This is a genomic window from Roseateles sp. (assembly GCF_039929605.1).
Taxonomy (GTDB): Bacteria; Pseudomonadota; Gammaproteobacteria; order Burkholderiales; family Burkholderiaceae_C; genus Pelomonas.
The window spans coordinates 1-7,372 of the sequence record NZ_JBDSQX010000198.1; the positions used below are offsets into that span (position 1 = coordinate 1).

3 protein-coding genes and 1 pseudogene are annotated in these 7,372 nt (G+C 71.2%); 3 read left to right on the forward strand and 1 reads right to left on the reverse strand.

The features are described 5' to 3' along the window. Positions 1–126 precede the first annotated feature (126 nt). Positions 127–675 (forward strand): annotated as a pseudogene (locus tag ABIS05_RS26780) (hydrolase); the annotation flags it as partial. Here the strand turns inward: ABIS05_RS26780 and ABIS05_RS26785 are convergent. Continuing rightward, entirely contained in the window at positions 672–1,802 is a 1,131-nt protein-coding gene (locus tag ABIS05_RS26785; RefSeq protein ID WP_348010359.1) for an acyl-CoA dehydrogenase family protein, read from the reverse strand. The pseudogene ABIS05_RS26780 and the gene ABIS05_RS26785 overlap by 4 nt on opposite strands. A gap of 227 nt (positions 1,803–2,029) precedes the next feature. Here ABIS05_RS26785 and ABIS05_RS26790 point away from each other — a divergent pair, with 227 nt between their 5' ends. Next, on the forward strand, positions 2,030–5,071 hold the full coding sequence (locus tag ABIS05_RS26790) for a VIT domain-containing protein (protein WP_348010360.1): 3,042 nt from the start codon (positions 2,030–2,032) through the stop codon (positions 5,069–5,071). A 434-nt stretch (positions 5,072–5,505) separates the two neighbouring features. Next, positions 5,506–7,320, forward strand: a complete 1,815-nt coding sequence (locus tag ABIS05_RS26795; protein WP_348010361.1) for a PAS domain-containing sensor histidine kinase — start codon at positions 5,506–5,508, stop codon at positions 7,318–7,320. Positions 7,321–7,372: the final 52 nt, after the last annotated feature.

The following is a 7,372-nucleotide window of genomic DNA, read 5'->3' on the forward strand; positions in this document are numbered from 1 at the left end:
CAGAAATCATCGGTCACCACCCACGACTCAACTCTCTTGCGTGTCGCCATGCCTTAACCCAACCACCGCGTGAATGGCGGTTCGGGACGAGAGTTTACTATTTACGGATAACCTCTAAATCCCTCCCAGACCGCCCTCGTCCTCATCGACCTGCAGCAAGGCATCCTCGGTTTCGGCCGCGCACCGCATGACGCGGCCGGCGTGGTGGCGCGCGCCGCCGCACTGGCGGCGCATGTCCGAGAGTACGGCGGCCTGGTGGTGCGCGTGAAGGTGGGCTGGTCTGGCGACTTCGGCGAGCTGCTCAGGCAGACCACCGACCAGCCTGCGCCCATGCCGCCCGGCGGCCTGCCGGCGCACTGGTGGGACGACCCCGCCGAGCTGCCGATGCAGCCGGGCGACCTCGCCATCGTCAAGCGGCAGTGGAATGCCTTCCATGGCACCGAGTTGGACTTGCAGCTGCGCCGGCGCGGCATCACGACGCTGGTGCTCGGTGGCATGGTCACGCACATCGGCGTGGAGGGCACGGCTCGCGCGGCCTGGGAGCGCGGCTACCAGCTGTGGATCGTCGAGGACCTGTGCAGCGCACCGCTGACCGAGCCGCACCAGGCCTCGTTCAAGTTCGTCATGCCCCGGCTCGGGCACGTGCGGCCGGCCGCAGAGATCAGGCTCGGCTAAGCCAACGCCCTTCCAATCAATATCTTCTGCACCTCGCTCGTCCCCTCGTAGATCTGGCACACCCGCACGTCGCGGTAGATGCGCTCGACGGGGAAGTCGCTGAGGTAGCCGTAGCCGCCGTGGATCTGGATGGCGTCGGAGCAGACACGCTCGGCCATCTCGCTGGCGAAGAGCTTGGCCATAGCGGCTTCTTTCAAGCACGGCCGGCCGGCGTCCTTCAGGCTGGCGGCATGCCAGATCAGCTGGCGCGCGGCTTCGATCTGGGTGGCCATGTCGGCGAGTTTGAACTGCACGGCCTGGTGGTTGAAGATGGGCTGGCCGAAGGTGACGCGGTCACGGCTGTAGCGCAGTGCCGCTTCAAACGCCGCACGCGCCATGCCCACCGCCTGAGAAGCGATGCCGATGCGCCCGCCCTCCAGGCCCGACAGCGCGATCTTCAGGCCCTGGCCTTCTTCGCCCAGGCGGTTGGCGGCCGGCACGCGGCAGTTCTCGAACAGGATCTGCGCCGTGTCGCTGCTGTGCTGGCCCATCTTCTCCTCGATGCGCGCCACCGTGTAGCCGGGCGTGCTGGTCGGCACCACGAAGGCGCTGATGCCCTTCTTGCCGGCGGCCTTGTCGGTCACGGCCATGACGATGGCGACGTCGCCGTGCTTGCCGCTGGTGATGAACTGCTTGACGCCATTCAGCACGTAGCCGTCGCCGTCTCGAATAGCCGTGGTGCGCAGGCCGCCGGCCTCGGAGCCGACGTGGGGCTCGGTCAGGCAGAAGGCGCCGAGCATGTCGCCGCGCGCCAGGGGTTTCAGGAAGCGCTCCTTCTGGTCGGCGTTGCCGAAGCCCATCAGGATGGAGCAGACCGGGCAGTTGTTGACGCTGACCACCGTGCTCGTGCCGCCGTCGCCCGCGGCGATCTCCTCCAAGATGACGGCCAGGGCCAGGTAGTCCAGCCCAGCGCCGTCCCACTCGGTGGGCACGGCAACGCCGTAGCAGCCCAGGGCGGCCAGGCCCTTGAGCTGTTCGGCGGGGAAGTGGTGGGCCTTGTCCCAGGCGGCGGCGTGGGGGGCGATCTCGGCCTGCACGAAGGCGCGGATGGCGTCTTGCACGGCGAGGTGGTCTTCGGGGAGGAGCATGGGTGGCGCTTCCGACAACGTTGGGGGTGGCGCCATTGTCGACTTCGGCCCGGTCACGCTGCGAGCCCGCAAGCTCGTTCACCCCGTTTGCCAACGGCCACCGTAGAAGCAGAGGTTGCGCCTTTTTTCCGGCTTCACGCTGGCGAACAGGGCGCAGCCGCCGACGACGCTGGTTTGGGCAAGGTACTGTCGGCGCCCGCCTGACTTGCCCGTTCCGGACACCCTTCATGCCTTCTGCCCCGACGCTTGCCTCGCTGCTTGCCCTGCTCACGCTGACGGCCTCGGCCGCGTTCGCGCAGAGCCCGCCAACTCAGCCGCTGCAGAAGCCTCTGCCGCCGATTGCGGCGATCACGCCGCCGATGCCGCGCTTCATCGTGCCCGACGCCAGCCAGCCACTGACGCTGCAGCGCGTGCAGGTCCAGGCCACGCTGGCCGGCACGCAGGCGCAGACGCGCATCGAGATCGTCGTGCGCAACCCCAACCCGCGCCAGCTCGAAGCCACGCTGGAGTTCCCGTTGGACGCGGCGCAGAGCGTCGTCGGCTTTGCGCTGGACGTGCGCGGCGAGATGGTCAGCGCCGTGCCCGTGCCGAAGGACAAAGGCCGCCAGGTGTTCGACGACATCTCGCGCCGCCGTGTCGACCCGGCGCTGCTGGAACGCACCGCCGGCAACAACTTCAAGCTGCGCATCTACCCCGTGCCGCCCAACGGCGAACGGCGCGTGCTGCTGCAACTGGCCGAGACGCTGCGCCCCGGCGCGCAAGGCCGGCTGCAGTACCGCCTGCCGCTGGATTTCGGCCAGCCGATCGCGCAGTTCGAAGGCCGCGTGGACCTGCGCGGCGGCACCCGGCTGCAGCCGACGGGCGCGCTGGCCGGCGCCGAGAACTTCAGCCGCGGTGAAGAGACCTCGCTGCGCGTGCAGCGGCGCGACTGGCAGCCGCGCGAGCCGCTGGCGCTGAACTGGGCGGCGGCGGGCGGCGACGACGTCGTCGTGCAGGCGCACGATGGCCGCGCCTATGCCTACGCCGAGATCGCCGCCGCAGACACCCGCGCCGACGCCCGCCTGCCGCGCGAGGTGCAGATCGTCTGGGACGCCTCGGGCTCCGGCGCCAACCGCGACCATGCCCGCGAGTTCGCGCTGCTGGAAGCGCTCTTCTCGGCGGCGCGCGACCTGCGCGTGCAGCTCACCGTGGCGCGCGACGTTGCCGAGCCGGCACAGCGCTTCGACGTGCGCGGCGGTGACTGGCTGGCCCTGCGCCGCGTGCTGGAGAAGCTGCCCTACGACGGCGCCAGCAGCCCGGCCGCCTGGTACGCCGGCTCGGCTGCAGCACGCAGTGGTGACAACACGCTGAGCCTGCTGTTCAGTGACGGCCTGGCCACCTGGCCGGACCTGGGCGCCACGCCGCCGGCCGGGCCGGTGTTCACCATCAACGCCGCCCAGCGCGCCGACCTGCCGCGGCTGCGCCGCATCGCCGAGGCCGGTGGCGCCCGCCTCATCGACCTGACCCGCCTGGACACGCCGGCCGCACTCGCCGCGCTGACCCGGCCGGGCCTGCGCCTGGTGGACCTGAGCGCCGAGGGCGCGGAGCAACTGGTGGCCGAATCCATCCACCCCGAGAACGGCCGCCTCGTCATCGCCGCGCGCCTCACCGCGCCGCAGGCCCGCATCACGCTGACGCTGGTCAATGCGCAAGGCCAGCGCAGCCAACGCCGCCTGGAGCTGAAAGCGCCGGAGCCGTCACCGCAGGCGAGCCCGACCGACGAAGCCGCCCTGCCCCTGGCCGCGCGGCGCTGGGCGGAACTGCGCGTGGCCGAACTGGACGCCGACCGCCAGCGCAACCGCAGCCAGATCCGCCGGCTGGGCGAGGAGTTCCGGCTGCTGAGCGCCGAGACCTCGCTCATCGTGCTGGACGAGCTGGCCGACTACGTGCGCTACGAGATCGTGCCGCCCACGGCCGCCATGCGCGCGGCCTACCAGCAGAGCCTGGGCCAGAGCAACGCTAGGCGGCAGGCCGGCCGCGATCAGCAGATCGAGGGCCTCGTGCGGCGCTTTGCCGAACGCCAGGCCTGGTGGGGGCGCGACTTCCCCAAGAGCGCGCCGCCGCCTGCGCCATCCGTTGCCGCTGTTGCCATGCCGACTCCGCCCAGCCCTGTTGCCATGGCGCCTTCGCCTGTGCCCGCGCCAAGGGCTGCACCCAGGCCCGCGCCGATGCTGGCGGCACCGGCACCGCCTGCGCCAGCGCCAGCGCTGGCCAGCATGGCCGCTCCTGCGCTCGAATCGGTGGTGGTGACCGGCATGCGCGCGAGCCTCAAGCAAGACAGCGCCGCCGCCCCCGCCACCCCCACCGCCAGCATCGCGCTGCGCGCCTGGGAGCCCGGCGCCGCGTATGTGCGCCGTCTGCGTGAGGCCAGCGACGCCGACCGCTACGCGATCTACCTCGACGAGCGCCCCGGCTATCTGGCCAGCACGGCCTTCTTCATCGACGCGGCCGAGATCTTCTTCGCCAAGGGCCAGCGCGACCTGGCTGTGCGCGTGCTGTCCAACCTCGCCGAGATGGAACTGGAGAACCGCCACATCCTGCGCATCCTGGCCTACCGCCTGCAGCAGGCCGAGCTGGGCACGCTCGCCGTGCCGCTGCTGGAGCGCGTGCGCGAGCTGGCGCCGGACGAACCCCAGTCCCACCGCGACCTCGCCCTCGCGCTGGCACCGACCCAACCGCAACGTGCGTTGGACTTGCTCTGGGACGTGGCCAGCGGCTCCTGGGACGGGCGCTTTGCCGACATCGATCTGATCGCCCTGGCCGAGCTGAACGCCCTCGCGGCCCGCCTGCCCAAGCTCGACCTGACCCGCGTCGACGCGCGGCTGCGGCAAAACCTGCCGCTGAACCTGCGCGCCGTGCTGAGCTGGGATGCCGACAACACCGACATCGACCTCTGGGTGACCGACCCCGACGGCGAGAAGGCCTACTACGCCCACCGCCTGACCCGCCAGGGCGGCGCCATGACGCGCGACTTCACCGGCGGCTATGGGCCCGAGGAGTTCTCGCTGCGCAAGGCCAAGCCGGGGCGCTACGAGGTGCGCGCGCAGTTCTTCGGCCACCGCCAACAACTGGTGTCGCCGTACACGACGCTGATGCTGTGGCTGGCCACCGGCTTCGGCACCGAGGCGCAGAAGGACCAGCGCGTCGTGCTGCGCCTGTCGGGCAGCGGTGAGCAGGTGCTGGTGGGCACGTTCGAGGTGGCGCCGCCGGCCGGGGGCGCCGGGAAGTAGCCGGGGAGTCACCGGAGAGTCACCGAGCGATTCAGGCCGGGTGCGGCGGCGCGCCCACCAGACCGAACGGTCGGCGGCCGGCACGGCGTTGCTGCTGGCCGAGGTCGAGCACGGGTTGGGCCGAGGCTGCGCCGTCAGCGATACCGCCGAAGCCCGCTAACGCGCCATGCAATCGACCTTGCCGGCGTTGCAGTTCCAGTCGTCGCCGGCGGGCACGGGCAGCAGCTTGGCGTCAGGGACCGTCTCGCCCCGCCAGGCGCGCTGGCCCCAGACGTTGGGCGATCACCAGCAGCAACAACAGAACGGGGCCGAAGACAACCCACAGCAACACCTTGAATGCACGTCGCATTGCGCTCTCCTCCCGGGGTTGGCGCAGCATAGGATGCCCTAACCCCACAAGCCCCCGTGCCGGCAGGCACCAGGCACACCCGGCCATGGTGAATTTCACCCCCGCGTCCACCCCGCCTCCCGCGCTGCCGCGCAGTGCGCGTCACACGGCGTGGCTGCTGTTGGCAATGGCGGCGTTGCTGGCGGCGCTGGGCTTGTTCGCCGTGACCTCGCTGTCGGCGGCGCGGGCCTATGTGGCCGGTGAGAGCCAGTGGTCGCGCGCGCAGAAGAGCGCCACGCTGGCGCTGCTGGTGTATCTGCAATCCGGCGACGCGGCGCAGTTCCAGGCCTTTGAGCGCGAGATCGCCGTGCCGCTCAGCGACCGGCGCGCCCGCGAGGCGATGGACCGCAGCAGCGCGCATGACGCCGAAGCCGCTCAGGGCTTCGTTGACGGGCGCAACCATGCCGACGACGCGCCCGGCATGATCCGGCTCTACCGCTGCTGCCGCAGCATGCCCCACGTGGCCGACGCGATCGCCGCCTGGCGCGAGGCCGACGAGTTGATCGCCGAGCTGACCGCGCTGGCGCACCAGGCCCGCACCCTGCCCGCCGCCGACCGCGCCGCGCTGCAGCCCCGCGTGCTGGCGCTGGACGCGCGGCTGACGCCGATGGAGCAGCGCTTCTCCGACAGCCTGGGCCGGGCGTCTCGGCTCACCAGCACCGTGCTGAACGGCCTGCTGATCGTCGGCACCCTGCTCTTCGGCCTGGCCGCCGCCGGCCTGGTGTTGCGCCGCGCTCGCCTGGACGAGGCCGCCAGCCAGGCCTTGGCGCGCAGCGAGGCGCTGTTCCGCTCGCTGTGGGAGACCAGCATCGACGGCGCCGTCATCATCGACGTCGACAGCCGCATCCGCTTGGCCAACCCGGCCATCCACACGCTGCTGGGCCACGCGCCGGGCAGCCTCGTCGGCCAGCCGCTGGCGGTCTTGCAGCCCGAGGCATTGCGCGCGCCGCACATCGCCGGCCTGGCTCGCCATATGGCCACCGGCAAGAGGCGGCTGGACTGGCGCGCCGTTGAAGCCCTGGCCCTCCACGCGGACGGCCGCGAGCTGCCGGTGGAGATCCGCTTCGCCCGCTTCGCGCTCGATGGCGAGACGCTGTTCGTCGGCTTCCTGCGCGACATCACCGAGCGCAAGGCTGCCGAGCTGGTGACGGCCGAGCACCGCCGGCTGCAGGCCGTGGACCGGGCCAAATCCGAGTTCCTGGCGCGCATGAGCCACGAGCTGCGCACGCCGCTGAACGCCATCCTCGGCTTCACCGACCTGCTGCGCGGCGGCCTCAGCGGCCCGGTCAGCGCGGAGCAGGTGCGTCAGCTCGGCTTCGTGGCCAGCTCCGGCCGCCACCTGCTCGCCCTCATCAACGACCTGCTGGACCTGTCGCGCATCGAAGCCGGCCGCACGGAGCTCAGCGTCGCGCCGCTGGACGTGGCCGAGGTGGCCGCCGGCGTGGCCGGCCAGTTGCGGCCGCTGGCCGAAGCGCGCGGCCTCACGCTGAAGCTGGCCGCCGCCTCACCGTTGCCGTGGCTGGGCGACCGCCTCAAGCTGGCCCAGGTGCTGCTGAACCTCATCGGCAACGCGATCAAGTTCACCGAAAACGGCGAAGTCGAGATCAGCGCGGGGTTGGCAGGCGACCGCCTCGTCATCGCCGTGCGGGACCACGGCCCCGGCGTGCCCGAGCAGCAGCGCGCCCTGCTCTTCCAGCCCTTCAGCCAGCTCGAAGGCGGCGGCGCCCACGAGCAGCAGAGCACTGGCCTGGGGCTTTACTTGAGCGCACAGTTGCTGGGCCTGATGAACGGCCGCCTCCGCCACGAGGCGCCCGAGGACGGTGGCTCACGCTTCGTCATCGAGCTGGAAGAACTGCCATGACGGCCTTGGCGACCCATGTGCTGCTGGTGGAAGACAACGACCTCAATGCCTA

What these genes read in the sequence shown, in the direction of transcription:
- ABIS05_RS26785 (WP_348010359.1), bottom strand. Translation starts at nt 1,802, where the DNA reads ATGCTCCTCCCCGAAGACCACCTCGCCGTGCAAGACGCCATCCGCGCC.
- ABIS05_RS26790 (WP_348010360.1), top strand. Translation starts at nt 2,030, where the DNA reads ATGCCTTCTGCCCCGACGCTTGCCTCGCTGCTTGCCCTGCTCACGCTG.
- ABIS05_RS26795 (WP_348010361.1), top strand. Translation starts at nt 5,506, where the DNA reads ATGGTGAATTTCACCCCCGCGTCCACCCCGCCTCCCGCGCTGCCGCGC.